Consider the following 26,086-nt stretch of genomic DNA (forward strand, 5'->3'; position numbering starts at 1 on the left):
GGCGCGGCGGGACGGGCTGGCGGTCGAGGCGCGCGAGGACGCCGCCCGCCGCATCGCCGAGATCGTCCTGTCCCGTCCCGAGATCGCGAAGGCCGACCTCGTCTCGGCCTATTGGCCGATTCGCAGCGAGGTCGACGTCCGGCCGCTGATCGCCGCCTTGCGCGACCGCGGGCAGGCCGTGGCCCTGCCGCAGGTCACGCCCGACGGGCTGGTCTTCCGCCTCGCGGCCGAGGGCGACGCGCTCAGCCCCGGCGGCTTCGGCCTGAGCGAGCCCGGGCCCGACGCACCGGTGGTCGATCCCCGCGTGCTGCTGGTGCCGCTCGCCGCCTTCGACCGGCGCGGCCACCGCATCGGCTACGGCAAGGGCTATTACGACCGGGCGCTGGCGCGCCTCGACGCGCAGGGACGGGCGCTCGCCATCGGCATCGCCTTCGCGGCCCAGGAAACCCCCGTCGTGCCGGACGGCCCGCACGACCGGCCCCTCGACGGAATCGTCACCGAGGCGGGCCTGATCCACCCCACCGGAGACTGACCCCCGCCATGCGCCTCCTCTTCCTCGGCGACGTCGTCGGCCGGCCGGGCCGCCTGGCGGTGAGCGAGCGCCTGCCGGCGTTGCGCGAGCGCTGGCGCCTCGACTGCGTGGTGATCAACGGCGAGAACGCCGCCGGCGGCTTCGGCATCACCGAGAGCATCTGCGACGAGCTGATCAATGCCGGCGCCGACGCGGTGACGCTCGGCAACCACTCCTTCGACCAGCGCGAGGCGATGGTGTTCATCGCCCGCCAGCCCCGGCTGGTGCGCCCGGCGAACTACCCGTCCGGGACGCCGGGCCGCGGTGCCACGGTGATCGAGACGAAGCACGGCGCCCGGGTCCTCGTCGTCAACGTGATGGGGCGGATCTTCCTCGATCCCCTCGACGATCCCTTCGCGGCGGCCGAGCGCGAATTGTCCGCCTGCCCGTTGCGCGATGCGGCCGACGCGGTGATCGTCGACGTCCATGCCGAGGCGACGAGCGAGAAGGAGGCTTTCGGCTGGTTCCTCGACGGCCGGGCGAGCCTCGTCGTCGGCACCCACACCCACGTGCCGACCGCCGACCACCGCATTCTGCCGGGCGGCACCGCCTACATGTCGGATGTCGGCATGTGCGGCGACTACGATTCGGTGCTCGGCATGCAGAAGGACGAGCCGGTGCGCCGCTTCCTGCAAAAGACCCCGGGCAGCCGCCTCGAAGCCGCGACTGGCGAGGGCACCCTGTGCGGCCTCGCGGTGGAGACCGACGATGCCACCGGCCTCGCCCGGCGGGTGAGCCCGGTGCGCCTCGGGCCGCATCTCGAGGAAGCATGGCCGCAACACTGGGACTGAATCCCCGGCGCCCCCCGGCTCCGGCTTGATCGGCCCGGCGGCACCCGGCACAGTGCCGCCGGCTCTCCCCGGTTCGGGGCGGAACCGCCCCGGCACCCTGCGGGCGATGCGTCGCCCGCGACAGTGAGTACGGCCCGCGATGGCGGCGAGCGCTGCGTCCCCTCCTCTGACGTCGCCGCGGATCTACCTCATCCGCATGGTGGTGTTCCTGACGCTGGCCGGCTTCCTGGCCTTCGTGCTCTACCGCCAGATCGTGCCGGCCTTCATGGCGAATCCCGGCCTCAATGGCCTGATCCTCGGCGCGACGCTGATCGCCATCCTGATGGCCTTCGGGCAGGTGCAGCGCCTGTTCCGCGAGGTGCGCTTCGCCAACCGCACCGTCACGGGGGCCGCCGATCCCGGCACGCCTCTGGTACTGTCGGCCCTGGCACCGGCGCTCCAGGAGGCGCGGGCCGGCCGGCCGCAGCCGCAAGCGCAATTCCAGCCGCTCCTCGACAGCGTGGCCTCCCGTCTCGACGAGGGACGCGAGATCCTGCGCTACATCGGCGGCCTTTTGATCCTGCTCGGCCTGCTCGGCACCTTCTGGGGCCTGATCGACACCCTCTCGGCGGTCGGCGGCGTGATCCGCTCGATGCGGGCGGGGGGCGGCGACGCGGCGGTGATGTTCGACGAGTTGAAGAGCGGCCTCGCGGTGCCGCTCTCCGGCATCGGCCTCGCCTTCTCGGCCTCGCTGTTCGGCCTCGCCGGCTCCCTGGTGATCGGCTTCCTCGACCTCCAGGCGGGGCAGGCCCATACCCGGTTCTACAACGAGCTGGAGGATTGGCTCGTGACGGCGGCGGGGCCTCTGCCCGCCCCGGTGCCGGTCCCCGTCACGGTGTCGGCTGCCGCGGCGCTCGCCACCGGCCTGCCGCGCCCGCCCGAGCCGGCGCCGAAGGGCGATGCGGTGCTGAAGGACATCGCCGATGCGATGACGCGGCTCGGCACCCTCGTCGGCGACAGCACGGCGCAAGGCCGGGCGAGCACCCAGGCGATGGCGAACCTCGCCGAGGGCATCCAGGGTCTCGTCCAGCACATGCGCGCCGAGCAGCAGATGATCCGCGACTGGGTCGAGGCGCAGGCCAGCCGCGAGCGCGAGTTGAAGCAGGTGCTCGAGCGCCTCGCCCGGGAGAAAGTGGAGTGACGCGCTGATGGCCGGCCGCCTCGTCCGGCGCGACCGCGCCCTCAATGTCTGGCCCGGCTATGTCGACGCGCTGACGACGCTGCTGCTCTCGGTCGTCTTCCTGCTCACCATCTTCGTCACCGGCCAGTTCTTCCTGTCGCAGGAATTGTCCGGCCGCGACACCGTGCTGGAACGGCTGAACCGCCAGATCTCCGAACTGACCGACCTCCTGGCCCTGGAGCGTTCCGGCAAGCGGGCGCTGGAGGAGAGTGCCGCCTCCTTGCGGGCGAACCTCCAGGGCTCCGAGGCCGAGCGCAAGCGGTTGCAGGACCTGCTCGCGAGCGGCCAGGGCGCGGAAGGCAAAGCCACCGAACTCGGCCGCCAGCTCGACGCCGAGAAGGGCGCCACCACCCGGGCCCTGACCCAGGTCGACCTGCTGAACCAGCAGATCGCGGCGATGCGCCAGCAGCTCGCGGCCCTGGAAGACGCGCTCGCCGCCTCCGAGACCCGCGACCGCGAGAGCCAGGCCCGCATCGCCGATCTCGGCAGCCGCCTCAACGTGGCGCTGGCCCAGCGGGTGCAGGAACTGGCCCGCTACCGCTCCGACTTCTTCGGCCGCCTGCGCCAGATCCTCGGCAACCGCTCCGACATCCGCATCGTCGGCGACCGCTTCGTGCTGCAATCCGAGGTGCTGTTCTCGGCCGGCCAGGCCGTGCTGAAGCCCGAGGCCGGCCCGGAGATCGACCGGATCGCCAGCGCCATCCTGGAATTGAACCGCCAGATCCCATCGGACATTCCGTGGGTGCTGCGGGTCGACGGCCATACCGACGCGCGGCCGATCAACTCCGCGCAATTCCCGTCGAACTGGGCGCTGTCGGCAGCCCGCGCCATCGCCGTGGTGCAGTACCTCGTGGGCAAGGGCATCCCACCGCAGCGGCTGCTGGCCGGCGCCTTCGGCGAGTTCCAGCCCCTCGATGCCGGGACGACCGAGGAGGCTTACGCGCGCAACCGGCGGATCGAGATGAAGCTGACGGAGCGGTGAGGACTTTCCGCCCTTCGTCTCATCCGACCCGCGAACTTCAGCCTGAGGTCGCGAGAGAGGACACACCTGTCGAATCGGGCGGATGTCTCTCATACCATCGGCCCAAGATGCTGACGCATCGGGCCGATGAACCATCTCAAACTTTCGATACTCAGCCAAAGGCTGAGCGACGATTGGAGAACGGAACCAAAGGTCGTTTTCTTTCGACCGTTGGTATCACACCTCCGCCACCTGCCGCTCCCCCGCGAGATCCACCCCGGCGCCGAACTGCAACGCCGCCAGTTGCGCATAGAGCCCGCCGCGGGCGAGCAGCGCCTCGTGCGTGCCCTGCTCGGCGATGCGGCCGTCCTCCAGCACCAGGATGCGGTCGGCGGCCCGGATGGTGGCGAGGCGGTGGGCGATCACCAGGGTGGTGCGGTCCTTCATCAGCAGGTCGAGGGCGGCCTGCACCGCCCGCTCGCTCTCGGCGTCGAGGGCCGAGGTCGCCTCGTCGAGGAGCAGGATCGGGGCGTCCTTGAGGATGGCCCGCGCGATGGCGATGCGCTGGCGCTGACCACCCGAGAGGGTGATGCCGCGCTCGCCGACATGGGTCGCATAGCCCTGCGGCAGGGCGCGGATGAAGCCGTCGGCATGGGCCTGGGCGGCGGCGCGCTCCACCTCGGCCTCGCTCGCCTCGGGCCGGCCGTAGCGGATGTTGTCGCGGATGCTGCCGCTGAACACGGTCGGGTCCTGCGGCACCAGGGCCATGCGGGTCCGCAGGGCGTCGGGCTCGACCGCATCGACCGGCACCCCGTCGATCCGCACCTCGCCGGATTCCGGATCGTAGAAGCGCAGGAGCAGTTGCAGCACCGTGCTCTTGCCGGCCCCCGACGGCCCGACGAGGGCGACGCGCTCGCCCGGGGCGACCGTGAAGGTGAGCTCGTGCAGGGCGGGCTGCTCGGGCCGGGTCGGATAATGGAAGCGCACCCGCTCGAAGGCGATCTCGCCGCGGGGCGGCTGCGGCAGGGCGCGGGGCCGGTCCGGCGCGCCGATCGCCGGCACGGTCTCGAGGATCTCGCCCAGGCGCTCGGCGGCGCCGGCGGCAAGCGTCAATTCGCCGTAGACCTCCGAGAGCTGGCCGAGCGCGCTCGCGCCGAACACCGCGTAGAGCACGAATTGCGACAATTGCCCGGCCGAGATCGTGCCGGCTGCGACCCCTTGCGCGCCGTACCACAGCACGCCGACGACGCTGGCCGAGATCAGGAAGATGGCCACGCCGGTGAGCAGCGCCCGTGCCCGCGCCGAGCTGCGCGAGGCCAGGAACGCCTCCTCCGAGGCGGCGGCGAAGCGCGCGGCGGTAGCCTGGGCCATGCCGAAAGCCTGCATGGTCCGCACGGCGCCCACCGCCTCGGTGGCGAAGGCCGAGGCGTCGGCGAGGCGGTCCTGCGCGGCCCGGGAGCGCCGCCGCACCCCGCGGCCGGAGAGGATCAGCGGGAAGACGATGAGCGGGATCGCGGCGAGCACCAGCACCGACAGCCACGGGCTGGTCCAGACCATCATGCCGACCGCGCCCGCGAACAGGAACAGGTTGCGCAACAGGATCGAGAGCGAGACCCCGAAGACCGACTTCACCTGGGCGGCGTCCGCGGTCAGGCGCGAAACCAGCTCGCCGCTGCGCGACCGGTCGAAGAAGGCGGGGTCGAGGGTGGTGAGCCGGGAGAAGACCGCGGCGCGCAGATCCGCCACCACCCGCTCGCCGAGCGTGACGACGCAGTAATAGCGGGCGGCGCTGGCGACGGCGAGCACCCCCACCACCCCGATCAGGGCGCCGAAATAGGCGTCGATCATTCCGACCTCGCCCATTCCCGGTGCATGATGGGCGAAGCCGAGATCGACCACCCGGCGCACCGCCACCGGCACCGTCAGGGTCGCGCCCGAGGCGGCGACGAGCGCCAGGATCGCGGCGGCGATCCGGCCCTTGTAGCGCGCCGCGAACGGAACGAGGGGCTTCAGGGCCCCGAGGGAGGCGCGGGGACGAGCGGTATCGGAACGTGCCATCTGAACTGTCGTGTTGTCCGGGGTGCCGGCGCTTGTTTGGCGCACGGAGGTGAGGTATAGGCCGCCGCTCATCCGATTACGCGCGATCAATGGCCGCGGCCCGAAGCGGAGCGTTCGGCGCGGGTCGCACTCTGTAGGAATTCGTCATGGCAAAGCAAGCAGCCCCCGCCGCCAAGCAGGCGGCCCCCGCCGGCAAGTCGGTCGCGACCCCCAAGGTGGCCCGCACCGCGACCGAGCACCCGGACTACCACTTCATCAAGGTGGTGCTGACCGACGGCAGCTCGTTCATGACGCGCTCCACCTACGGTAAGGAGGGCGACACCCTCAACCTCGACATCGACCCGAGCACGCACCCGGCCTGGACCGGCGGCGAGCAGAAGCTCATGGACCGCGGTGGCCGCCTGTCCCGCTTCAATTCGCGCTTCGCCGGCATCTCGTTCGGCAAGAAGTAAGCGGCGGACCGTTCGCGCGAAAAAAGCCCCGGCCTCGCGGCCGGGGCTTTTTTCGTGCCCGGATCACTTCTGTCCAGCACCGGGGAGGGCGGCGCCCTCCCCCGCCGCGGCCTTCAGCTGAAGGCCATCCGCAGCATGTCGTGTTGGGCGAAGACGGGGCTCACCCGCGGCTCGGGGGTCGGGCGGTCGTCGGAGATCAGGCGGTCGAGGTGGAGGATGCGGGCATGCAGCCGCTTCGACTGGGCGATCAGGGCCTGGAGCGACAGCGGCAGCTCGGCGATCAGGACCGGGGCGGTCTCGTTCGGCTCGGAGGTCGAGAGCCGGACCCGGGTCTTCTCCTCGGCGGCCTCGCTCAGGCTCAGCTCGCCCTCCGACACGGCGCGCTGCACCAGGAGCCAGGAGGCGATCTGCATCAGCCGGGTGGTGAGCCGCATGCTCTCGCTGGCATAGGTCAGGGCGGCGTGGCGGGCGAGAAGGCGCGATTCGTCGCGGCCGGGACCGTCGAGATAGGCCGCCGTCTCCTCCACGAGGGTCATGCCCTCGCGAAACAGCATCTTGAAGCCCTCGGAGGCCACGAAGGTCTCGCCGAACCGCACGGTGGGCTGCTCGTCCCGAAACATCACGTCCATCACGCCCATGATCCCTCCTGTGCCACCGCGGCGCCGGCCCCGCCTCGATGCGGGACATTCACGGTGCGCTCGGGCTGACTGGCGCAACGATAGCGCCATGGCGCGGGCCACGCGCCGTCAACGAGTGATTAACCTTAACGTCAACGCCGACGGGGGACGGGCGATCCCAGGAAACGCGCGAAAAACGCGGAGCGCGGCGGGGTGGGGCGGAAAAAAGAAAGCCGCCCCAAGGGGGCGGCTGAGAGAGTCGTACAGGGAGGCATCAAACAGAGTGGACAGAGACCACTCGACATCCAGAAAGCTGGACCGACGTGGTTATCGCCCAGAAGGCTTAAGAAATGGTTAACGCGATCGGAGCGTGAGCGGGAAAGCGCCGGTGGCGCAGGCGAGTGGGCCGTCTCCCCAGGCGACAAGGCTCAACCTGCAGGCGAATGACGCGCGGGTTTCTGCTTTTCGCCGGACGGCCCTCCCGAATGCCGGGACAGAACAACCGAGCCTCGGTCTCCGGCGAGCAGGTGGCCATGCCCCACCGCCGCATCGACGCCCCGAAACGGGACATCCCGACCGCGACCCGTCCCGGTTCAGAACTTGAACACCGCCCGGGCCGCCTCCTGCGACGCCTGCTTACGCCGCCTGTCCTCCTCGAGCCGGGCGATCTCACGGCGCAGGATCTCGATCCGTTCATCGAGGTCGGAGACGGACAGGGCAGCGAGGTCCTGGCCGATCTGGTGGGCGGCCTGCGGCGGCTTGCGGCTGTCGGCATCGTCGAACATCGGCGTCTCCCTCGCGCGCTCGCAGACGCCTTCGCCAGGCGCCGACGCGCGGCTGCGCGCGATCCTTAACGCGATTGACTCGCCGGGACCATTCCGCCATACACCGGCGCGACGTGACCGCGCCCCATTCGGGCGCGGTTCGCTTTCGCCAAGACATTCTGGACCACGAGGGCCTCGGCAGCGCCATGCGTGCGGCCGGCCCCGGCCTTCGGAGAACGAGCCGTGAAGAGAACCTACCAACCGTCGAAGCTCGTGCGCAAGCGCCGCCACGGCTTTCGTGCCCGCATGGCCACCGTCGGCGGCCGCAAGGTGATCGCCGCCCGCCGCGCCCGCGGCCGCAAGCGCCTGTCGGCGTAAGGCCCGTCGCGGTGCCCGCAAGCGCCGCGCTGACCGGAGTGCCGCGATGACCGGTGCTTCGCCGCCGATCGGCCGGATCACCCGGCGCCCGGACTATCTGGCGGCGGCCAAGGGCCGCCGTTTCCATACCGAGCGTCTGACGGCACAGGGCCGCCTGCGGGACGATGGACCGCCGGGCGGCCTGCGCGTGGGCTTCACCGTGACCAAGCGCGAAGGTCACGCCACCGAGCGCAACCGCATCCGCCGCCGCCTCAAGGCCGCCGCGCAGCGCGCGGCCGATCAGGCCGGCCCGGCGCAGCGGGACAAGGCGGCCGACATGGTGCTGATCGGCCGGCGCGACGCCCTGGCGGCGCCCTTCGCGCAGCTGGTCGAGGATGTCGCGCAAGCCCTCGGCACGGTGACGAAGCCGCGCGGTCCGAAGCCTCCCTCCGGCGAGGGTGCGAAGCCGGGGCGCGGCAGAGGCCAGTCAGATCGGGGCAAGACAGATCGGGGCAAGGCAGGCTCGGGCCATCCGGTCTCGGGCAAGCGGGGCCCGGGCGCGCCGGGGCAAGCCCCAGCACCGGGGTCCCCGGAACGGAAGTCGTGAGGCGATCCCGGACAGCCGGAATCGCCTCGTCGTGTTGGTCGTGAGGGCCGGGATGTGGGCCGCCAGGTCCGCCCTCGGTCCCGCTCTTTTGGCGGCAGGCGTCGCGGGTCCATGGGTAACGACAAGACGAACATGATCATCGCCGTGGTGCTGTCGCTGGCAGTGCTGCTCGGCTGGAACTACTTCGTCAGCGCGCCGCAGGTGGAGCGCCAGCGCCAGGAGCAGGCCGCCAAGGAGCTGGCTGCGCGGCAGGCGCAGGCGGCCAAGAACGGCCCGGCGGCGAGCCCCCGCGAGGGCGGCCCCTCAGCACCGCTGCCCGGCACCCTTCCGGGCGCGCCGGCCGGCAGCCCCGCCCTGGCGGCGAGCCGCGCCGAGGCGCTCGCCCGGTCGCCGCGGGTGCGGATCGACACCCCGGCGCTGGCCGGCTCGGTGGCGCTGAAGGGCGGCCGCATCGACGACGTGCTGCTGAAGAACTACCACGAGACCGTCGACGACAGCTCGCCGCGCATCGAGCTTCTGTCGCCGATCGGCTCGGCCAACCCCTATTACGCCGAGTTCGGCTGGGTCGGCCAGAATGCCGGCCCGCTGCCGACCGGCGACACGCTGTGGACCGCCGAGGGCGACGCGCTCACCCCCCAGAAGCCCCTGGTTCTGACCTGGGACAATGGCGCGGGCCTGACCTTCCGCCGCACGATCTCGGTCGACGACAAGTTCATGTTCACGGTTGCCGACGCGGTCGAGAACAAGGGCACCGCCCCGGTCACGCTGTATGCGTATGGCCTCGTCTCGCGCTGGGGCAAGCCGCAGACGCAGGGCTACTACGTCCTGCACGAGGGCATGATCGGCGTTCTGGGCGACCAGGGTCTTCAGGAATTCACCTACGACAAGCTCGCCAAGGAGAACCCCCTCGGCACGCCCGGAACCCGCGGCCATTCCTGGACCGGGGTGACCGGCGGCTTCCTCGGCATCACCGACAAGTATTGGGCCGCCACCACCATCCCGGACCAGAAGACCGCCTATACCGGCTCGTTCACCGAGCGGGACGAGGGCGCCACCAAAGTCTACCAGGCGAGCAGCCTCGGCGAGGCGAAGTCGCTCGCGCCCGGCGCCACCGTCTCGTCGGAACAGCACCTCTTTGCCGGCGCCAAGGAGGTCGGCGCCATCGACGGCTACGAGGCGTCGCTCGGGATCAAGCGCTTCGACCTGCTGATCGACTGGGGCTGGTTCTACTTCATCACCAAGCCGATGTTCAAGGCGCTGGACTTCTTCTACCGGCTGTTCGGCAATTTCGGCGTCTCGATCCTGGTCGTGACCTTCATCCTGAAGCTGTTCTTCCTGCCGATCGCCAATCGCTCCTACGTCTCGATGGCCAAGATGAAGGCCGTTCAGCCCGAGATGACCGCCATCCGCGAGCGCTATGCCGACGACAAGGTCAAGCAGCAGCAGGCGATGATGGAGCTGTACAAGAAGGAGAAGATCAATCCGGTCGCCGGCTGCTGGCCGGTGCTGGTGCAGATCCCGGTCTTCTTCGCGCTCTACAAGGTGCTGTTTGTCACCATCGAGATGCGGCACGCGCCGTTCTTCGGCTGGATCCGCGACCTGGCGGCGCCGGATCCGACCTCGCTGTTCAACCTGTTCGGTCTCCTGCCCTACACGCCGCCGGATTTCCTGCATCTCGGCATCTGGCCCATCGTCATGGGCATCACGATGTTCGTGCAGATGAAGATGAACCCCGCGCCCCCGGACCCGGTCCAGGCCCAGGTCTTCACCTTCATGCCGATCATCTTCACCTTCATGCTCGGCTCGTTCCCGGCCGGACTGGTGATCTACTGGGCCTGGAACAACACCCTGTCGGTGATCCAGCAATACGTGATCATGCGGCGCAACGGGGTGAAGGTGGAGCTGTGGGACAACCTGCGCTCGATGGTCTCGCGCACGCCGAAGGCTGCGAAGAGCTGATGCAGGACCAGCCTCAGACCGAGGCCGAGAAGGACGCCGCCCTGCGTGAAGCAGGGCGGCTGCTCTTTGCCGGCACCGCCGACTTCTTCTATGCCGCCGACAAGCTCGAGATCCTGCCGCCGATGCGGGGGCACGAGATCGCCTTCGCGGGCCGCTCCAATGTCGGCAAGTCGAGCCTGATCAACGCGCTCACCGGCCGCAACGCGCTCGCCCGCACCTCGCACACCCCGGGGCGCACGCAGCAGCTCAACTTCTTCGACGTGGGCGGCGGCAAGCTCGTTCTCGTCGACATGCCGGGCTACGGCTACGCCGCGGTCGAGAAGGCGAAGGTCGCGGCCTGGACCGAGCTGATCCATTCCTACCTGCGCGGCCGGGCGAATCTCGCCCGGGTCTACGTGCTGATCGACTCGCGCCACGGCATCAAGCCGAACGATGCCGAGGTGCTGGATGGCCTCGACAAGGCCGCCGTGTCCTACCAGATCGTCCTCACCAAGTCGGACGCGCTCAAGAAGCACGAGATCCAGGCCCGGCTCGACGCCACGGCGGCGGCGATCGCCCGGCGGCCGGCGGCTTATCCGGAGATCATTCTGACCTCGAGCCGCACCGACGACGGCGTCACGGATCTGCGCGCCAGCATCGCCCGGCTGCTCGCCGAGCGCGGCGAATGATGCATCCCGCCGACCGGGCCCTGATCGCGCTCGCCGGCCTTGCCGGCGCGCTCGGCGTGGCGCTGTCTGCGGCGGCGGCCCACATCGCCGGGGCGACGAGCCTCGCCACGGCGGCGCAGTTCCTGCTCTTCCATGCCCCGGCCCTGCTGGCCCTGGCGCTTCTGGCCGGCAGCGGCCGTGCCCATCCGGTCCCGGTCCGGACGGCGGGGTTCGCCCTGGCGCTCGGCCTCGCGCTCTTCTCCGGCGACCTTGCAGTCCGGGCGCTGTTGCAGCATCCGCTTGCCCCAATGGCGGCGCCGAGCGGCGGGTTGATCCTGATCCTCGGCTGGGCGCTGGTCGCCGTCGCGGGGTTCTGGCCGGCGCGGCGCTGACACAGATCAAGGACGCGCCGTTTTCACGCGGCCGGCTAAGCTTACGATACTCCTTCCCCCTGGACAGCGGCCCCTTCCGGTCCACATCTCCGGCAAACACGCGGAGATCCAGGCATGAACCCGCTCAAGAGGCTGCACGCCGAACAGGACCAGGCCGTCTGGCTCGATTTCGTGGCCCGAGGCTTCGTCCAGAAGGGTGGACTCAAGCGGCTGGTCGAGGAGGACGGCCTGCGTGGGGTGACCTCGAACCCGGCGATCTTCGAGAAGGCGATCGGCCACTCGGACGAGTACGACGACGCCCTCAAGGCCGCGGGCGACCAGCGGGTGATCGACCTCTACGAGGGGCTCGCCATCGCCGACATCCAGGCCGCCGCGGATGTGCTGCGACCGGTCTATGAGGCGAGCGGCGGCCAGGACGGCTTCGTCAGCCTGGAAGTGTCGCCCTATCTGGCGCTCAACACCGCCGAGACGCTGGACGAGGCCCGCCGCCTCCACAAGGCGGTGGCCCGCGACAACCTGATGGTGAAGGTGCCCGCCACTCCGGCCGGCATTCCGGCGATCCGCGATCTCACGGCGGACGGCATCAACATCAACGTCACCCTGCTCTTCGCCCAAGGCGCCTACGAGGACGTCGCCAACGCCTATATCGACGGCCTGGAGACCTTCGCCCGGAGCGGTGGCAATATCGGCCGCGTCGCCAGCGTGGCGAGCTTCTTCGTCAGCCGCATCGACGCCGCCGTCGACACGCTGCTGGACGACACGATCGCCGCGGCCAGCGACCCCGACGAGGCGGCGGCACTGGAGGGCCTCAAGGGCAAGGTGGCGATTGCCAACGCCAAGCTCGCCTATCAGCGCTACAAGCGCCTGTTCGCCGGTGAGCGCTGGCAGGCGCTCGCCGACAAGGGCGCCCACCCGCAGCGCCTGCTCTGGGCCTCCACCGGCACCAAGAACAAAGCCTATTCCGACGTGCTCTACGTCGAGGAGTTGATCGGCCCCAACACCGTCAACACCATCCCGCCCGCGACGATGGACGCTTTTCGCGATCACGGAAAAGTCCGGGCGAGCCTGGAAGAGGGCGTCGACGAGGCCGAGCGGGTGCTCGCGCATCTCGCCAAGGCCGGGATCGACCTCGACGCGGTGGCGCGCCAGCTCGTCGAGGAGGGCGTGCAGCTCTTCGTCGACGCCGCCGACAAGCTGCTCGGCGCCGTCGCGGGCAAGCGCCAAACGTTTTTGGGCGAGGGCCTCGACCGGCAGGCCCTGGCGCTCGGCAGCCTCGACGAGCCGGTGAAGCGGGCGATCGAGACTTGGCGCAAGGAGGGGCTGGTGCGCCGCCTGTGGCAGCGCGACGCCAGCGTGTGGAGCGGCGCCGACGAGGCGCAGTGGCTCGGCTGGCTCACCATCGTGGACGATGAGGTGACGAAGGCCGCCGACTACGCCGCCTTCTCGGCGGAGGTGAAGCAGGAGGGCTTCACCGACGCGGTGGTGCTCGGCATGGGCGGCTCCAGCCTCGGGCCGGAGGTGCTGGCCGAGACGTTCGGCCCCCAGGCCGGCTTCCCGCGCCTGCGCATCCTCGATTCGACCGATCCGGACGAGGTCCGGGCGGTCGAGGCCGCGGTGAACCTGGAGCGTACCCTGTTCATCGTCGCCTCGAAGTCGGGCTCGACCCTCGAGCCGAACGTGTTTCGCGATTACTTCCTCGGCCGGATGCGCGACGTGGTCGGGCCCGACAAGGCCGGCCGCCACTTCGTCGCCGTGACCGATCCGGGCTCGGCGATGGAGACAGCCGCCAAGGAGGACGGCTTCCGGCGCATCTTCCACGGCGTCAAGCAGATCGGCGGGCGCTACTCGGTGCTCTCGGCCTTCGGCCTGGTGCCGGCCGCCGCCATGGGCCTCGACGTGACGGCGTTCCTGGAGAGCGCCCGCACCATGGTGCGCTCCTGCGGCTCCGACGTGCCGCCGGACCTGAATCCGGGCGTGCAGCTCGGCCTGGTTCTGGGCAAGGCCGCCACCGAGCAGGGCCGCGACAAGGTCACGCTGATCGCCTCGCCCGGCATCGACACGTTCGGCGCCTGGGCCGAGCAGCTCATCGCCGAGTCGACCGGCAAGGAGGGCAAGGGCCTCATCCCGATCGACAACGAGCCCCTAGCCGCGCCGGCCGCCTACGGCCAGGACCGGGTCTTCGTCTATCTGCGCCTCGACGCGGGCGCCGATGCGGGCCAGGACGCCGCCGTCACGGCTTTGGAGGAGGCGGGCCACCCGGTGGTGCGGATCGCCCTCGCCTCGAAGGCGAGCCTGCCGCAGGAATTCTTCCGCTTCGAGATCGCCACGGCGGTGGCGGGCGCGGTCCTCGGCATCAACCCCTTCGACCAGCCCGACGTCGAGGCGAGCAAGATCAAGACCCGCGAGCTGTTCTCGGCCGCCGAGACGGACGGCGCACTGCCGGCCGAGACGCCGGTGGCGGAGGATGACGGCTTCGCCCTCTTCACCGACGCCGCCAATGCCGACGCCCTGCGCCAGGCCGGCGCGGGTTCGGACCCGGAGAGCTGGATCAAGGCGCAGATCGGGCGCGTGGAGGCGGGGGACTACGTCGCGCTGCTCGCCTACGTCACCCGCAACCCGGAGCATCTGAAGCCGCTTCAGCAGGCCCGGGTGGCCCTGCGCGAGGCCAGGCACGTCGCGACCTGCGCCGAGTTCGGGCCGCGCTTCCTGCACTCGACCGGCCAAGCCTACAAGGGCGGGCCCGACAGCGGCGTCTTCCTCCAGATCACCTCGGAAGCGCCCGATCTCGCCATTCCGGGCCGCAGCCTCGGCTTCGCGACCGTGATCGCCGCCCAGGCGCGCGGCGATTTCGGCGTGCTCTCCGAGCGCGGCCGGCGGGCGCTTCGGGTTCACATCAAGGGCGATGTGGCCAAAGGGCTCGACCGGCTGAAGACGGCACTTAGTTAGCCCCTCGAACGCGATCTCCCTCTCTCCCGTGTGGGAGAGGGTCGGGGGTGAGGGTGACACGCTTCAGGGTGAGGCGAAGAGCTTGGTGCTGGCAGCTCAACGTCCCGCGCTTTACCCGGAACCGTAGCACCCTCACCCCTCTCCCACGCGGGAGACGGGGACCGCGCCTCACGAGTTACGACGGGCCCCACGCCCACGGGCCGCCGGCCCCGGCCTTGCCGGCGAGGAGTAACGTGATGCAACTCGGCATGGTCGGCCTCGGTCGGATGGGCGGCAACATCGTCCGGCGGCTCCTGCGCAACGGACACACGGCGGTGGTGTTCGACCAGGATCCCAAGGCCGTGGCGGCCCTGGTGCAGGAGGGCGCGGTCGGCGCCGACAGCCTGGACGACTTCGTCGCCAAGCTCGAGGCCCCTCGCACCGCCTGGGTGATGCTGCCGGCGGGCGACCCGACCGAGGTGACGGTGATGCACATCGCCGGGCTGATGCAGCCGGACGACGTGATCATCGACGGCGGCAACTCGTTCTACAAGGACGACATCCGCCGCGCCGCGATCCTCGACGAGAAGGGCCTGCACTACGTCGATGTCGGCACCTCCGGCGGGGTCTGGGGTCTGGAGCGCGGCTACTGCATGATGATCGGCGGCCACAAGGCGGCGGTCGACCGGCTCGACCCGATCTTCAGGACCCTGGCGCCGGGCGTCGGCGAGGTGCCGCGCACGCCCGGCCGCGACGGCCGCGACCCGCGCGCCGAGCAGGGCTACATCCATGCCGGACCGAGCGGCGCCGGCCACTTCGTCAAGATGATCCATAACGGCATCGAGTACGGCCTGATGCAGGCCTATGCCGAGGGCTTCGACATCCTCAAGCACGCCAACTCCCCGGAGTTGCCGGAGGCGCAGCGCTTCGACCTCAATATTGGCGACATCGCCGAGGTCTGGCGCCGGGGCAGCGTGGTCTCGTCCTGGCTCCTCGACCTCACCGCCATGGCGCTGGCCGGCGACGAGAACCTCGACACCTTCTCGGGCCATGTCGCCGATTCGGGCGAGGGCCGCTGGACGCTGAACGCCGCCATCGAGGAGGCGGTCCCGGCCCACGTGTTGTCCGCCGCGCTCTATGCCCGCTTCCGCTCGCGCCAGCAGGCGACCTACGCCGACAAGCTGCTCTCGGCGATGCGCAAGGGCTTCGGCGGCCACCAGGAGCCGAAATGACGAGGTCCATGGCCGAGGGGGCCGCCCCCCCGCCCGCCTGCACCCTGGTGATCTTCGGGGCCACCGGCGATCTCACCCACCGGCTCCTGATGCCGGCGCTCTACAATCTCGGCCACTGGGGTCTCTTGCCGAAGGATTTCTCCGTGATCGGCGTCAGCCGCTCGGAGATGTCGTCGGAGGAGTTCCGCCGTGACCTGAGCGAGACCGTGCGCGGCTTCATCACCGCCAAGGGCGGCGAGGCCGGCGGCGGCGCGTTCGACGAGGGCGTGTGGACCGATCTCGTCGAGCGCGTGCATTACCGCTCGGGCGACCTGTCGAAGGCCGACTCCTTCGCGGCGCTGAAAGGCGCGATCGCCGAGGTGTCGGGCCGCGAGGATGGCGGCAACGTCCTGTTCTACCTCGCGGTCGCCGCCGGCCTGTTCGGGCCCACCATCGCCAAGCTCGGCGAGGCCGGCCTCGTCGAGGAGGGCGAGGATCGGTGGCGCCGGGTCATCATCGAGAAGCCGTTCGGCCACGACCTGCCCTCGGCCGAGCGACTCGATGCCGACATCCTGACGGTCCTGTCCGAGGACCAGATCTTCCGCATCGACCACTTCCTCGGCAAGGAGACGGTGCAGAACATCATGGCGTTCCGGTTCGGCAACGGCCTGTTCGAGCCGTTGTGGAACCGCGACCACATCGACCACGTGCAGATCACCGTCGCGGAGACGGTCGGCGTCGAGGGACGGGGCAAGTTCTACGAGGCCACCGGCGCGCTCCGCGACATGGTGCCGAACCACCTGTTCCAACTCTACACGCTGGTGGCGATGGAGCCGCCGATCTCGTTCGAGGCCGAGGCGGTGCGCGACAAGAAGGAGGAGGTGCTGCTCGCCACCCCCTCCGCCCGGGTCGAGGACACGGTGCGGGGCCGCTACACGGCCGGCACCGTCCAGGGCAAGGCCGTCAAGGATTATCGCGAGGAGCCGGACGTCGCCGAGCACAGCGGCACCGAGACCTTCGTGGCCCTGAAGCTCGGCATCGACAACTGGCGCTGGGCCGGGGTGCCGTTCTACCTCCGCACCGGCAAGGCGATGGCCCGGCGCGACACCGAGATCGCGATCCGCTTCAAGCAGGCGCCGCTGTCGCTGTTCAAGGGCACCAACGTCCGCGAGGACGTGCCGAACTGGCTGGTGCTGCAATTGCAGCCCGACGAGGGCATCTCGCTGCAATTCGGCGCCAAGATCCCGGGCCCGGCAGTGCGACTCGGCAGCGTCGACATGCGGTTCTGCTACAAGGATTACTTCAAGACCGAGCCGAGCACCGGCTACGAGACCCTGATCTACGACGCGATGATCGGCGACCCGACGCTGTTCCAGCGCGCCGACATGATCGAGGCCGGCTGGCGCATCGTGCAGCCGATCCTCGACGCCGCCGCCCAGGGTCGGCTGGAGACCATCCCCTACGAGGCCGGCAGCGCCGGACCGAAGGAAGCGGACGACTTGTTGACCGGCGATGGGCGCGCATGGCGCTCGCTGGAGCATCAGACATGAGCACAGTCCCCACGGGCCATCAGGTGCTGCCCGATCCCGACGCGGTCGCACGCGCCGCGGCCGAGCGGCTGGTCGCGGTTGCCCACGCGACGCCGGGCCGGGTCGGGATCTGCCTGTCGGGCGGTTCGACCCCCAAGCTCCTCTACCGGCTGCTCGCCGGGCCGGACTTTCGCGAGTCCCTGCCCTGGGAGCGCCTGCACTGGTTCTTCGGCGACGAGCGCGTCGGCGGCGGCCCGGAGGCCGGCAGCAACCGGCGCCTGGCGCAGGACGGCTTCGGGGACCTCGTGCCCGACGGCCACCTGCACCCGATCCCGAGCGACGGCGCGGCGCCGGTCTGTGCCGAAACCTATGCGGCGGAACTTCGGGCCTGGTACGGCGCCGACCGGCTCGATCCTGGCCGCCCGCTCTTCGATCTCGTGCTCCTCGGCCTCGGGGAGGACGGGCACACCGCCTCGCTGTTTCCGGGTAAGCCGGAGGCGCGGGAGGCCCAAGCCTGGGTGGTGGCGGTGCCGCAGGCCGGCCTTGCCCCCTTCGTGCCGCGGGTGAGCCTGACCCTGCCGGCGCTGGGGGCCACGCCGCTGATCCTGTTCCTGGTCACCGGCCAGGGCAAGCGGGCGCCGCTCGCCCGCCTGGCCGCCGGCGAGGACCTGCCCGCGGGCCATGTGCGGGCCCGGGGCGAGACGGCGTGGCTGCTCGACCGGGCGGCAGCGGGCTGACGGGCGGAGGCGGGCGACCCCACGATGCAACGCAACCGTGCGTGCCCACCTATGCGCCGCGTCGGCGCGGCGCCGTCCGATCGGACTCCAGACATCTCCCCGGGACATCCGGTCACTGGTATTTTCATCAGCGACATCAAACAACAGCCTGTACGCTCACGCATAGGCATCTCGGCACAGGCCGCCAGATCTTGATGACAAAACGGCGCGGCGCGCATCGCAGGCACTTACAAAACGATGCTTATGTACAACCTTCAATTAGTCAATGCTTATTTCCATAACGGTTACCTGAGCGAAAAATCGGCAACCGTGAATCGATCTTAACCCCTCATCATCACGGTGGGTGCACGCAGTTCTGCGTCAACGATCCACCGCCAGCTCCTCACGAGCTGTCCTGACTGGGCAGGCCGATGCGCGCGCTCAACAATCTCAAGATCGTTCCGAAGCTGGCCATCGCGTTCGGAACCCTCGTGGCCGTGACACTGACTGTCAATGCCGTGAATTACCGGAGCTTCCAGTCGATCAAGGAACGCAATTACTGGACCGAGCACACGCAGACCGTGCTCCATACGGTCAACGACATCATGGCCGGGATGGTGAACCAGGAGACGGGTCTGCGCGGCTATCTTCTGTCGGCTGATCCGCAGTTCCTGGCCCCCTACCGCGAGGGGCGGGAGCAGTACCGGACCGCCTTCGCCGAGGCCAAGCGCTTGACCGCCGACAATCCCGCGCAGCAGGCACGCCTCGACGCGCTCGACCAGCAGGCGCGACGGTGGATGCAGGACATCGCCGAGACGCAGATCGCCCTGATGGGCGATGCGGCGACCCGCGAGCAGGCCCGCGCCATGGAGATCAAGGGGATCGGCAAGGCCGCCATGGACGCCCTGCGCGAGACGACAAACGAGATCAGCAAGGTCGAGAAGGACCTGATGACCGCGCGCGAGCGCGAGCAGGAGGCCACGTTCGGCCTCGCCAACCTGATGAACCTGGCCGGAGCCGCCGCGAGCCTGCTGATCGCCGCCATGATGGCGCTCATGGTATCGCGCACCCTGGCCCTGCCGCTGCGGTCGATGGCCGCGCTGATGCAGCGGCTGGCGCAGGGCGACAAGACGATCGTGGTCGCCGGCCTGGACCGTGGCGACGAGGTCGGCGCCATGGCGCAGGCCGTCGAGGTGTTCCGCCGGAACGCGATCGAGGCCGAGCGGCTGGCCGCGGCGCAGGCCGCGGAGGACGGGGCCCGGATGCGCCGCGCCCGCCTCGTCGACGATCTGGCGCGGGAGTTCGAGCAGACGGTGGCGGGCCTCACTGCGGGCCTCGCCGGTGCCGCCACCGAGATGGAGGCGACGGCGCGCACGATGACGGGCGTGGCCGAGGAGACGACCCGGCAGACCGTGACGGCAGCGGGCGCCGCGTCGCAGACCTCCGCGAACGTCCAGACCGTCGCGGCGGCGAGCGAGGAGATGACCGCCTCGATCCAGGAGATCGTGCAGCAGGTCAACCAGTCGTCCCGGATCGCCACCCGTGCGGTCGAGGATGCCGCGCGCACCAACGCGACGGTGCAGCGCCTCGCCGGGACGGCGGAGCGGATCAACGACTTCGTCGCCACCGTGTCGAGCATCGCCGCGCAGACCAACCTGCTGGCGCTCAACGCCACGATCGAGGCCGCCCGGGCGGGGGCGGCGGGCCGCGGCTTCGCGGTCGTGGCCGCCGAGGTGAAGGAGCTGGCCGGCCAGACCGGCAAGGCCACCGACGAGATCGGCGCCCGGATCGGCGAGATCCAGGAGGCGACCCGCGCGACGGTGGGCGACATCCGCCAGATCGCCAAGGTCATCGAGGACATGTCGACCTACGCCGCCAGCATCGCGGCGGCGATGGAAGAGCAGGGCAGCGCCGTGCAGGAGATCAGCCGCAACGTCCAGCAGGCCGCCCGCGGCACCGAGCAGGTCACCGGCAACATCGCCGGCGTGCGCGACGGCGCCGGCCAGACCAGCGCGGCAGCCTCCCAGGTGCTGGATGCGGCGCAGGCGCTGTCGCGGCAATCCGAGAGGCTGCGGCACGAGGTGACGAGTTTCCTCGGCCGGGTGAAGGCGGCCTGACCCTCGACACACGCACGGCAGGAAGGGGCCCGATCGCCGGCGATCGGGCCCGGCACCGTCCGCGTCACCACGCCCGGGCTGGGACGGTCACCCGGCACGCGGCTCAGACGAAGTGCTTCGAGAGCTTCAGCCCCTGCGCCTGGTAGTTCGAGCCCGCGGCGCTGCCGTAGAGGGCGGCCGGGCGCTGGGCCATCCGCTCGTAGACCAGGCGGCCGACGATCTGGCCGTCCTCCAGCATGAACGGCACGTCGCGGGAGCGCACCTCCAGCACCGCGCGGGCGCCGGTGCCGCCGGCCTCGGCATGGCCGAAGCCGGGATCGAAGAAGCCGGCATAATGGACCCGGAACTCGCCCACCAGGGGGTCGAACGGCACCATCTCGGCGGCGAAATCGGGCGGGACCTGCACCGCCTCCTTCGAGGCCAGGATGTAGAACTGGCCGGGATCGAGGATCAGGGTGCCGGAGCCGTCGGCCCGCAGGGGCTCCCAGAACTCGGACGCCGGATAGGAGCGCGGCCGGTCGACGTCGACGAGGCCGGTATGGCGCTTGGCACGGTAGCCGATCAGCCCGTCGAAGCCCGACAGATCGACCGAGACCGCGACGCCGCCCTGGAACGACGGATCGGCGGCATCGACCAGCGGCGTCGCCGCGTGCAGCCGCGCCAGCGCGGCATCGTCGAGCCGGACCGCGCCACGCCGGAAGCGCAGCTGCGACAGGCGCGAGCCGGTGCGGACCAGCACCGGGAAGGTGCGCGGCGAGATCTCGGCAAAGAGCGGCCCGGCATAGCCGGCCTCGACCATGTCGAATTCCCGCGCCTGGTCGGTGATGACGCGGGTGAACACGTCGATGCGCCCGGTCGAGCTTTTGGGATTGGCGCTGGCGGCGAGATCCGGCGGCAGGGCCAGCCCCTCCTGAAGCTCGGCGATGTAGACGCAGCCGGTCTCCAGCACCGCCCCCTGGCGCAGGTCGATCTCGTGCAGCTTCAGCTTGTCGAGGCAGGCGGCGACGTCGCGGGTGCGCCCCGGCAGGAAGCTCGCCCGCACCCGCCAAGCCCGGGCGCCGAGGCGCAGATCGAGGCTCGCGGGCTGGACCTGGTCGTCCGCGAAAGCCGCGGCGGGCCGGATCACCCCGGCGGCGGCGAGCGCCACGATGCTCTCCGCCGATTGTATCCCGTCCTCGAGCGTCACCATCACCTGTCCATCCTCGATCGATGACTGTCGTAGGCCAGCCTTCCGACGAGGTGAAGAGGATCACGCCTCGTCGCGCACACCCCGCATCAGAGCGACCGCGAGGCTCGCCCGGGCGATCGCCCCCATCGCAGTGAGGCCCGCCAGCGCGCTCGCGACCACCGCCCCCCGGTCCGGCCACAGGATCACGGCACCGAGGCCCAAGGCCGCCAGGAGGTCGGCGCCCCGTGCCCCGGCGAGGATCAGCGAGTGAACGTCGAGGCCGGGGAGCGCCGTCCCGGTCCGGGCCGCCGCCCATGCGGTCAGCCGCGCCACCGCGATCTCGAGGAGGAGCGCAGCGTGAAGCGCCGCCGCCGGCCCGCCGGGCGCCCGGCAGGCCAGCGCGAGGCCGAGGGCGAGGCGGATCCAGGATCCCGCTCCCTCCTCCGTCCGGTCCCGCTGCGCCGCGCGGAGCGTCAGCCCGGACCACAGGGCGAGCAGGGCGAGGGCGGCCGGATCGGCGTGGAGCGCGAGGGCCGCCGCGGCGGCGAGGCCCGCGACGGTTGTGGACGAGCGAAGAAGCCTCATGGCGGGAAAGGGCGCACCTCGTGCAAGATTACCGACCGGGTTCGTCAACGATTGACGATCCCGGAGGCCGGACGTACCACGCCCTCCATCGGCCGTCGCGCTTGTCCGCGCGGCCGCCAGCGGAGGTTCCCTGATGTACAAGGCAGAGACCCGCGGCATCAGCGTGTCCGTGCAGCCGCGCTTCGTCGAGGAAGAGTCCTCGCCCGACAGCGGACGCTACTTCTTCGCCTATACGGTGGAGATCACCAACAACGGCAGCGAGCAGGTGCAGCTCCGCTCCCGCCACTGGCGCATCGTCGACGGTCGCGGCGAGATGCAGGAGGTGCGCGGCGCCGGCGTGGTCGGCAAGCAGCCGGTGCTCGGACCCGGTGAGTCGTTCAGCTATACCAGCGGTTGCCCCCTCACGACGCCGGACGGCACGATGGAGGGCACCTACACCATGGCGACCGCCGATGGCGGCAGCTTCGAGGCGGCGATCCCGGCCTTCTCGCTCGATTCGCCCCATGTGCGGCGGGTGATGCACTGACCTTGGACGGAGCGTCACCATGCCGGGCCGCGTGGTGACGCTGTCGGTCCGGTCGAGACGGGGCGACCGATAGTCGGTGTGGACCGACGTGTCGCCCCCGGACGTGTCGGGCCGCTACGGACGCCTTTCTCGTATGTCGGTCGGGGCGGCGGACCTCCGGCGCGGTTGAACAAGGGGGACCGCATGGCTTACGCCGTCGCAAGGACCCGGGACCTGCCGCTCCTCGACGAGGGGAGCGACGGCGTCCGCACGGATCTCACGCCCGCCGCACCCTGACCCCTGGTTCCATGCTCCCGATCGCCGCGCCCCGTCCGCCCGAGACCCCCACCCTCGACCAGTTCCGCCGCGTCGTGCTGAAGGTCGGCTCGGCGCTCCTCGTCGACCGGGCGCGGGGGCGGCTGCGCCATGCCTGGCTGGCGGCGCTGGCCGAGGACATCGCCGACCTGCACGGCCGCGGCGTCGACGTGCTGGTGGTCTCCTCCGGCTCGATCGCGCTTGGGCGCACCGTGCTCAATTTCGGCCCCGGCCCCTTACGCCTGGAGGAGAGCCAGGCCGCCGCGGCGGTGGGGCAGATCGCCCTCGCCCGCCACTGGTCGGAGGCGCTCGCCCATCACGGCATCGTCGCCGGGCAGATCCTGGTGACGCCGCAGGACACCGAGGAGCGTCGGCGCTACCTCAACGCCCGGGCCACCACCCTGAAGCTCCTGGAGGAGCGCGCCGTCCCGGTCGTCAACGAGAACGACACCGTCGCGACCTCGGAGATCCGCTACGGCGACAACGACCGCCTCGCCGCCCGGGTCGCCACGATGATCGGCGCCGACCTGCTGGTGCTGTTCTCCGACATCGACGGGCTCTACACCGCCCCCCCGGCGAGCGACCCGACGGCCGAGCATCTGCCGGTGATCGCCCGGATCACCCCGGAGATCGACGCGATGGCGGGCGGACCGGCCTCGGAGCTGTCACGCGGCGGCATGCGGACCAAAGTCGAGGCGGCCAAGATCGCGATCCAGGGCGGCACCCAGATGATGATCGCCGACGGGCGGGGCAAGAACCCGCTCAAGGCGGTGACGAACGGCGCGCGCTGCTCGTGGTTCCTGGCCGGCTCGACGCCGGGCGCGGCCCGCAAGACCTGGATCGGCGGCTCGCTGGAGCCCCGCGGGACCCTGACGATCGATGCCGGCGCGGCCCGCGCCCTGCAAGGCGGGGCGAGCCTGCTGCCGGTCGGCGTCACGCGGGTCGAGGGCAGCTTCAGCCGCGGCGACGCGGTGACGATCCGCTCGCAGGACGGGATCGTGCTGGCCCGCGGCCTCGTGGCCTATGACAGCGACGATGCGGCCCGCATCCTCGGCCGGTCGAGCCGGGAGATCGAGGCGGTGCTCGGCTATCCGGGCCGGGCCGCGATGGTGCACCGGGACGATCTGGCGGTGGTGGGGGAGTGATACCAACGGCCGTTGAAAACGACTTTTGGTTCCGTTCTCCAGTTTTCGCTCAGCCTTTGGCTTAGAGCATTTTCCGACGAAGTGGATACCGGTTCGTCGTAGGAAATGCGGCAAAATCAGAGAGCGAGAGAGGCTTCGCGATTGCAACGCGATCGTGAAGCGCTCTCGTATCGAAAATGTGAGATGATTCATCGGCCCGATGCGTCAGAATCTTGCGCCGATGGGAAGAGAGGCTTTTCGAATGCCGGGCTGGTCGATCGGCTCTCGCGTCGAGCGATCCAGGTGAAGCACGGCCCAAACGCCAAGAAGACGCCTGAAGGGCGATGGCCTCGCCCCTGGCGCCTGCTTGGACCATCGAACGTTCGTCGTCCCGGCGAGCCGGGGCGGAGCGATCAGCAGAAGTACTGGCCGATCTGACGCTCGAGGTCGTCGGTGATGCGACCGCCGCGGGTCTCGACGAACTCGCCGATCTGACGCTCCTGACGACGCAGGTTGGCGGCGTGGACCGAACGGACGATGCGGCTGACGAGGGTGAGGAAGCCGGGCTCCATGTCGGAGCGCTCCTCGGCGGGGGCGATGAGGGAGTGAGTGATGACCGCGAGCATGGGGATCTCCGATGAGATTGCGCGCGGGCGTTTCCGGTGTTCTTGTTGCAATGCAATATGGATGCTCTCGCGCTGCACACAAGCGCGGCGGCCGCAGCGGCGCCATGCGCTTCCGGCATGCCGAATCCGGTCGGCGCGCTAACCGGGTGCTGACGCTTCGGTGTGTGGAGCCAACGGCTTGGTCATCGAGGCCGAGGACTGACCGAAGGACTGACCTGGGGTTGACCCCAGGGACCCGACACGTCAATCAGCCCGTCGCCCACGCGTCATCCTGGCCTGCTAGGCGAGCCGACCGGCTCGGGGGACGCCCGTCCCCGCAGGCGGGGCACACCGCTAACCACTTTCCGGAGACCTTGAGCGCCATGACCGATTGGCCCGTCCACGGCCGCATCAGCGGCCCCATCGTGATGATCGGCTTCGGCTCGATCGGCCGGGGGACCCTGCCCCTGATCGAGCGCCACTTCACCTACGATAAGGCCCGGTTCACCGTGGTGGAGCCGTCGGACGCCCACAAGGCCCTCGCCGACAAGCATGGCCTGCGCTTCGAGCAGGTGGCGCTGACCAAGGACAATTATCGCGAGGTTCTGACGCCCCTTCTCACCGAGGGCGGCGGCCAGGGCTTCTGCGTCAACCTCTCGGTCGATACCTCGTCGCGGGACATCATGGAGCTGTGCCGCGAGATCGGCGCGCTCTACATCGACACCGTCGCCGAGCCGTGGCCGGGCTTCTACTTCGACAAGAATGCCGGCGCGGGCGATCGCACCAACTATGCCCTGCGCGAGCAGGTGCTCGACGCCCGCCGCCGCAATCCGGGCGGCTCGACCGCGGTGTCGTGCTGCGGCGCCAATCCCGGCATGGTGTCCTGGTTCGTCAAGCAGGCGCTGCTCAACGTCGCGGCCGATCTCGGCCTCCAGACCCCCGAGCCGAAGACCCGCGAGGAGTGGGCCGCGCTGATGCGCGAGACCGGCGTCAAGGGCATCCACATCGCCGAGCGCGACACCCAGCGGGCCAAGTCGGAGAAGCCTCAGGGCATCTTCGTCAACACCTGGTCGGTCGAGGGCTTCGTGTCCGAGGGCAACCAGCCGGCGGAGCTGGGCTGGGGCACCCACGAGACCTGGATGCCGCAGAACGGCCGCACCTTCTCGGAGGACGCGCCGGCGATCTATCTGCTCCAGCCCGGCGCCGACACCCGCGTGCGCTCCTGGACCCCGACCGCGCAGGCGCAGTTCGGCTTCCTCGTCACCCACAACGAGGCGATCTCGATCGCCGACTATTACACGGTGCGCCAGGACGGGAAGCCGGTCTACCGGCCGACCTGCCACTACGCCTACCATCCCTGCAACGAGGCGGTGCTGTCGCTGCACGAGATGTGGGGCCAGGCCGGCAAGGTGCAGGAGAAGCACCACATCCTCGACGAGAACGAGATCGTCGACGGCATCGACGAACTCGGCGTCCTGCTCTACGGCCACGGCAAGAACGCCTACTGGTACGGCTCGCAGCTCTCCATCGAGGAGACCCGCCGCATCGCCCCCTACCAGAACGCCACCGGCATGCAGGTGACCTCCGCGGTGCTCGCCGGCATGGTCTGGGCGCTGGAGAACCCCGAGGCCGGCATCGTCGAGGCCGACGAGATCGACTTCCGCCGCTGCCTCGAGGTGCAGACGCCCTATCTCGGCCCCGTGGTCGGGGTCTACACCGACTGGACCCCGCTCTCCGGCCGCCCGGGCCTCTTCCCGGAGGATATCGACGAGAGCGATCCCTGGCAGTTCCGCAACGTGCTGGTCCACGGCGCATAAAGCGCCCACCGACGCGGCACCGCGCCCCCTGTTCGGGCGCGGTGCCTCACCGCCGCAGGCTGTCGCCCGTCGCC

24 protein-coding genes are annotated in these 26,086 nt (G+C 70.3%); 18 read left to right on the plus strand and 6 right to left on the minus strand.

Going from position 1 to position 26,086, the window contains the following annotated elements; all coding sequences use genetic code 11:
• From VP06_RS12475 to VP06_RS12490, 4 genes are all read left to right on the plus strand, one after another.
• Positions 1 to 532, plus strand: a 532-nt coding sequence (locus tag VP06_RS12475) for a 5-formyltetrahydrofolate cyclo-ligase (RefSeq protein ID WP_048464101.1), incomplete at its 5' end; no start/stop codon positions are given.
• Between the two features lie 8 nt (positions 533 to 540).
• A complete protein-coding gene (locus tag VP06_RS12480; RefSeq protein ID WP_048464102.1) occupies positions 541 to 1,362 on the plus strand; it encodes a TIGR00282 family metallophosphoesterase in 822 nt (273 codons plus the stop codon).
• 139 nt (positions 1,363 to 1,501) lie between these two features.
• Positions 1,502 to 2,542 carry a MotA/TolQ/ExbB proton channel family protein gene (locus tag VP06_RS12485; RefSeq protein ID WP_048464103.1) on the plus strand — a complete coding sequence of 347 codons (1,041 nt, stop codon included), beginning with the start codon at positions 1,502 to 1,504 and terminating at the stop codon, positions 2,540 to 2,542.
• Positions 2,543 to 2,549: 7 nt separating this feature from the next.
• A complete protein-coding gene (locus VP06_RS12490; RefSeq protein WP_048464104.1) occupies positions 2,550 to 3,563 on the plus strand; it encodes a peptidoglycan -binding protein in 1,014 nt (337 codons plus the stop codon).
• Positions 3,564 to 3,779: 216 nt separating this feature from the next.
• Here the strand turns inward: VP06_RS12490 and VP06_RS12495 are convergent, their stop codons facing one another.
• Positions 3,780 to 5,600: an ABC transporter transmembrane domain-containing protein gene (locus tag VP06_RS12495; protein ID WP_048464105.1), complete on the minus strand. Its 1,821-nt coding sequence runs from the start codon at positions 5,598 to 5,600 to the stop codon at positions 3,780 to 3,782.
• A gap of 215 nt (positions 5,601 to 5,815) precedes the next feature.
• On the opposite strand from VP06_RS12495, the gene rpmE reads away from it, so the two are divergent.
• Positions 5,816 to 6,052 carry a 50S ribosomal protein L31 gene (rpmE, locus tag VP06_RS12500; RefSeq protein ID WP_048464135.1) on the plus strand — a complete coding sequence of 79 codons (237 nt, stop codon included), beginning with the start codon at positions 5,816 to 5,818 and terminating at the stop codon, positions 6,050 to 6,052.
• Positions 6,053 to 6,165: 113 nt separating this feature from the next.
• Here the strand turns inward: rpmE and rcdA are convergent, their stop codons facing one another.
• Positions 6,166 to 6,690 carry a protease adaptor protein RcdA gene (gene rcdA, locus VP06_RS12505; RefSeq protein ID WP_048464106.1) on the minus strand — a complete coding sequence of 175 codons (525 nt, stop codon included), beginning with the start codon at positions 6,688 to 6,690 and terminating at the stop codon, positions 6,166 to 6,168.
• A 572-nt stretch (positions 6,691 to 7,262) separates the two neighbouring features.
• On the minus strand, positions 7,263 to 7,454 hold the full coding sequence (locus VP06_RS12510) for a DUF1192 domain-containing protein (protein WP_048464107.1): 192 nt from the start codon (positions 7,452 to 7,454) through the stop codon (positions 7,263 to 7,265).
• A gap of 222 nt (positions 7,455 to 7,676) precedes the next feature.
• Between VP06_RS12510 and rpmH the strand changes: the two genes are divergently transcribed.
• From rpmH to VP06_RS12560, 10 genes are all read left to right on the plus strand, one after another.
• The gene (rpmH, locus tag VP06_RS12515) at positions 7,677 to 7,811 is read left to right on the plus strand and encodes a 50S ribosomal protein L34 (protein WP_010300405.1); all 135 of its coding nucleotides are present in this window, start codon (positions 7,677 to 7,679) and stop codon (positions 7,809 to 7,811) included.
• Positions 7,812 to 7,857: 46 nt separating this feature from the next.
• A complete protein-coding gene (locus VP06_RS12520; protein WP_063928385.1) occupies positions 7,858 to 8,397 on the plus strand; it encodes a ribonuclease P protein component in 540 nt (179 codons plus the stop codon).
• Between the two features lie 111 nt (positions 8,398 to 8,508).
• Positions 8,509 to 10,356, plus strand: a complete 1,848-nt coding sequence (yidC, locus tag VP06_RS12525; RefSeq protein ID WP_048464108.1) for a membrane protein insertase YidC — start codon at positions 8,509 to 8,511, stop codon at positions 10,354 to 10,356.
• On the plus strand, positions 10,356 to 11,024 hold the full coding sequence (gene yihA, locus VP06_RS12530; protein WP_048464109.1) for a ribosome biogenesis GTP-binding protein YihA/YsxC: 669 nt from the start codon (positions 10,356 to 10,358) through the stop codon (positions 11,022 to 11,024). Before yidC ends, yihA begins: the two co-directional genes overlap by 1 nt.
• Positions 11,024 to 11,395: a DUF423 domain-containing protein gene (locus VP06_RS12535; protein WP_048464137.1), complete on the plus strand. Its 372-nt coding sequence runs from the start codon at positions 11,024 to 11,026 to the stop codon at positions 11,393 to 11,395. The genes yihA and VP06_RS12535 overlap by 1 nt, the downstream gene beginning before the upstream one ends.
• Positions 11,396 to 11,509: 114 nt before the next feature.
• Positions 11,510 to 14,341 carry a bifunctional transaldolase/phosoglucose isomerase gene (locus tag VP06_RS12540; RefSeq protein ID WP_048464110.1) on the plus strand — a complete coding sequence of 944 codons (2,832 nt, stop codon included), beginning with the start codon at positions 11,510 to 11,512 and terminating at the stop codon, positions 14,339 to 14,341.
• A 236-nt stretch (positions 14,342 to 14,577) separates the two neighbouring features.
• Positions 14,578 to 15,552, plus strand: a complete 975-nt coding sequence (gene gnd, locus VP06_RS12545) for a phosphogluconate dehydrogenase (NAD(+)-dependent, decarboxylating) (protein ID WP_048464111.1) — start codon at positions 14,578 to 14,580, stop codon at positions 15,550 to 15,552.
• Complete coding sequence (zwf, locus tag VP06_RS12550) at positions 15,549 to 17,081, plus strand: glucose-6-phosphate dehydrogenase (protein ID WP_048464112.1); 1,533 nt, start codon at positions 15,549 to 15,551, stop codon at positions 17,079 to 17,081. Before gnd ends, zwf begins: the two co-directional genes overlap by 4 nt.
• Positions 17,078 to 17,797 (plus strand): 6-phosphogluconolactonase, encoded by a 720-nt coding sequence (pgl, locus tag VP06_RS12555; protein WP_048464113.1) that lies wholly within the window; start codon positions 17,078 to 17,080, stop codon positions 17,795 to 17,797. The genes zwf and pgl overlap by 4 nt, the downstream gene beginning before the upstream one ends.
• Positions 17,798 to 18,207: 410 nt before the next feature.
• Complete coding sequence (locus tag VP06_RS12560; RefSeq protein ID WP_048464114.1) at positions 18,208 to 19,893, plus strand: methyl-accepting chemotaxis protein; 1,686 nt, start codon at positions 18,208 to 18,210, stop codon at positions 19,891 to 19,893.
• A gap of 103 nt (positions 19,894 to 19,996) precedes the next feature.
• Here VP06_RS12560 and VP06_RS12565 read toward each other — a convergent pair whose 3' ends face one another.
• On the minus strand, positions 19,997 to 21,082 hold the full coding sequence (locus tag VP06_RS12565) for a 2'-deoxycytidine 5'-triphosphate deaminase (protein WP_048464115.1): 1,086 nt from the start codon (positions 21,080 to 21,082) through the stop codon (positions 19,997 to 19,999).
• A gap of 60 nt (positions 21,083 to 21,142) precedes the next feature.
• Positions 21,143 to 21,646: a hypothetical protein gene (locus tag VP06_RS36255; RefSeq protein WP_156295566.1), complete on the minus strand. Its 504-nt coding sequence runs from the start codon at positions 21,644 to 21,646 to the stop codon at positions 21,143 to 21,145.
• Between the two features lie 133 nt (positions 21,647 to 21,779).
• Between VP06_RS36255 and apaG the strand changes: the two genes are divergently transcribed.
• Entirely contained in the window at positions 21,780 to 22,172 is a 393-nt protein-coding gene (gene apaG, locus VP06_RS12575) for a Co2+/Mg2+ efflux protein ApaG (protein ID WP_048464116.1), read from the plus strand.
• 287 nt (positions 22,173 to 22,459) lie between these two features.
• Complete coding sequence (gene proB / locus VP06_RS12580; protein ID WP_048464117.1) at positions 22,460 to 23,611, plus strand: glutamate 5-kinase; 1,152 nt, start codon at positions 22,460 to 22,462, stop codon at positions 23,609 to 23,611.
• Positions 23,612 to 24,003: 392 nt separating this feature from the next.
• Here the strand turns inward: proB and VP06_RS12585 are convergent, their stop codons facing one another.
• A complete protein-coding gene (locus VP06_RS12585; protein ID WP_048464118.1) occupies positions 24,004 to 24,216 on the minus strand; it encodes a hypothetical protein in 213 nt (70 codons plus the stop codon).
• A 362-nt stretch (positions 24,217 to 24,578) separates the two neighbouring features.
• Here VP06_RS12585 and VP06_RS12590 point away from each other — a divergent pair, with 362 nt between their 5' ends.
• Complete coding sequence (locus tag VP06_RS12590; protein ID WP_048464119.1) at positions 24,579 to 26,012, plus strand: homospermidine synthase; 1,434 nt, start codon at positions 24,579 to 24,581, stop codon at positions 26,010 to 26,012.
• Positions 26,013 to 26,086: the final 74 nt, after the last annotated feature.

This window comes from Methylobacterium aquaticum (assembly GCF_001043915.1).
In the GTDB taxonomy this organism is placed as follows: Bacteria; Pseudomonadota; Alphaproteobacteria; order Rhizobiales; family Beijerinckiaceae; genus Methylobacterium; species Methylobacterium aquaticum.

Coding starts and splice junctions, on each gene's coding strand:
- VP06_RS12540 (WP_048464110.1), top strand. CDS start 11,510: ATGAACCCGCTCAAGAGGCTGCACGCCGAACAGGACCAGGCCGTCTGG.
- gnd (WP_048464111.1), top strand. CDS start 14,578: ATGCAACTCGGCATGGTCGGCCTCGGTCGGATGGGCGGCAACATCGTC.
- VP06_RS12510 (WP_048464107.1), bottom strand. CDS start 7,454: ATGTTCGACGATGCCGACAGCCGCAAGCCGCCGCAGGCCGCCCACCAG.
- yihA (WP_048464109.1), top strand. CDS start 10,356: ATGCAGGACCAGCCTCAGACCGAGGCCGAGAAGGACGCCGCCCTGCGT.
- VP06_RS12485 (WP_048464103.1), top strand. CDS start 1,502: ATGGCGGCGAGCGCTGCGTCCCCTCCTCTGACGTCGCCGCGGATCTAC.
- VP06_RS12535 (WP_048464137.1), top strand. CDS start 11,024: ATGCATCCCGCCGACCGGGCCCTGATCGCGCTCGCCGGCCTTGCCGGC.
- VP06_RS12520 (WP_063928385.1), top strand. CDS start 7,858: ATGACCGGTGCTTCGCCGCCGATCGGCCGGATCACCCGGCGCCCGGAC.
- VP06_RS12585 (WP_048464118.1), bottom strand. CDS start 24,216: ATGCTCGCGGTCATCACTCACTCCCTCATCGCCCCCGCCGAGGAGCGC.
- zwf (WP_048464112.1), top strand. CDS start 15,549: ATGACGAGGTCCATGGCCGAGGGGGCCGCCCCCCCGCCCGCCTGCACC.
- VP06_RS12495 (WP_048464105.1), bottom strand. CDS start 5,600: ATGGCACGTTCCGATACCGCTCGTCCCCGCGCCTCCCTCGGGGCCCTG.
- rcdA (WP_048464106.1), bottom strand. CDS start 6,690: ATGGGCGTGATGGACGTGATGTTTCGGGACGAGCAGCCCACCGTGCGG.
- VP06_RS12565 (WP_048464115.1), bottom strand. CDS start 21,082: ATGGTGACGCTCGAGGACGGGATACAATCGGCGGAGAGCATCGTGGCG.
- VP06_RS12560 (WP_048464114.1), top strand. CDS start 18,208: ATGCGCGCGCTCAACAATCTCAAGATCGTTCCGAAGCTGGCCATCGCG.
- proB (WP_048464117.1), top strand. CDS start 22,460: ATGCTCCCGATCGCCGCGCCCCGTCCGCCCGAGACCCCCACCCTCGAC.
- pgl (WP_048464113.1), top strand. CDS start 17,078: ATGAGCACAGTCCCCACGGGCCATCAGGTGCTGCCCGATCCCGACGCG.
- VP06_RS12480 (WP_048464102.1), top strand. CDS start 541: ATGCGCCTCCTCTTCCTCGGCGACGTCGTCGGCCGGCCGGGCCGCCTG.
- VP06_RS12490 (WP_048464104.1), top strand. CDS start 2,550: ATGGCCGGCCGCCTCGTCCGGCGCGACCGCGCCCTCAATGTCTGGCCC.
- VP06_RS36255 (WP_156295566.1), bottom strand. CDS start 21,646: ATGAGGCTTCTTCGCTCGTCCACAACCGTCGCGGGCCTCGCCGCCGCG.
- yidC (WP_048464108.1), top strand. CDS start 8,509: ATGGGTAACGACAAGACGAACATGATCATCGCCGTGGTGCTGTCGCTG.
- apaG (WP_048464116.1), top strand. CDS start 21,780: ATGTACAAGGCAGAGACCCGCGGCATCAGCGTGTCCGTGCAGCCGCGC.
- VP06_RS12590 (WP_048464119.1), top strand. CDS start 24,579: ATGACCGATTGGCCCGTCCACGGCCGCATCAGCGGCCCCATCGTGATG.